The 383-nt window shown below is 41.8% G+C and carries 1 protein-coding gene; it reads right to left on the bottom strand.

Annotation, left to right across the window (positions count from 1 at the left end; genetic code table 11):
* Window positions 1–383: hypothetical protein (locus A3766_RS30775; RefSeq protein ID WP_197479454.1), on the bottom strand; the 383-nt coding region annotated here is incomplete at both ends.

Below are 383 nucleotides of genomic sequence, written 5' to 3'. Positions count from 1 at the left end.
GTTCATAAGGTATAGAGTCACACATTTTTCGTGCTAAATTTGACAACAAAAAGCATAATTCAGAGGTATTTGATATCTCGGCTTTCCCAGCCAAGTCACTTAGCGAAACATACTCGCGACCTGCTTTAAAAAGTTCACAGATAATGTCGTTCGTTTTGCGGCTTTCAATTGGAAGGGTCTCACAAATTGCGCGATACCATGCTGTTAGGTCAGGCATGCTATTTTCTCTCAGTCTAATTTCGTTCCTGATATGACTGTCAACAACACCCTTGAGGTATTGAAATGGTTCATCACTATCTAAACCCTCACAATAAGCAACTCTCTCACCCTGCTTAAAAACCTCGCCGGTACTCACTCCGTTAGTGACTCGGTTTACTAGCTTG

This window comes from Oleiphilus sp. HI0132, assembly GCF_001635845.1.
This window is presented reverse-complemented; position numbering and strand designations above follow the sequence as displayed.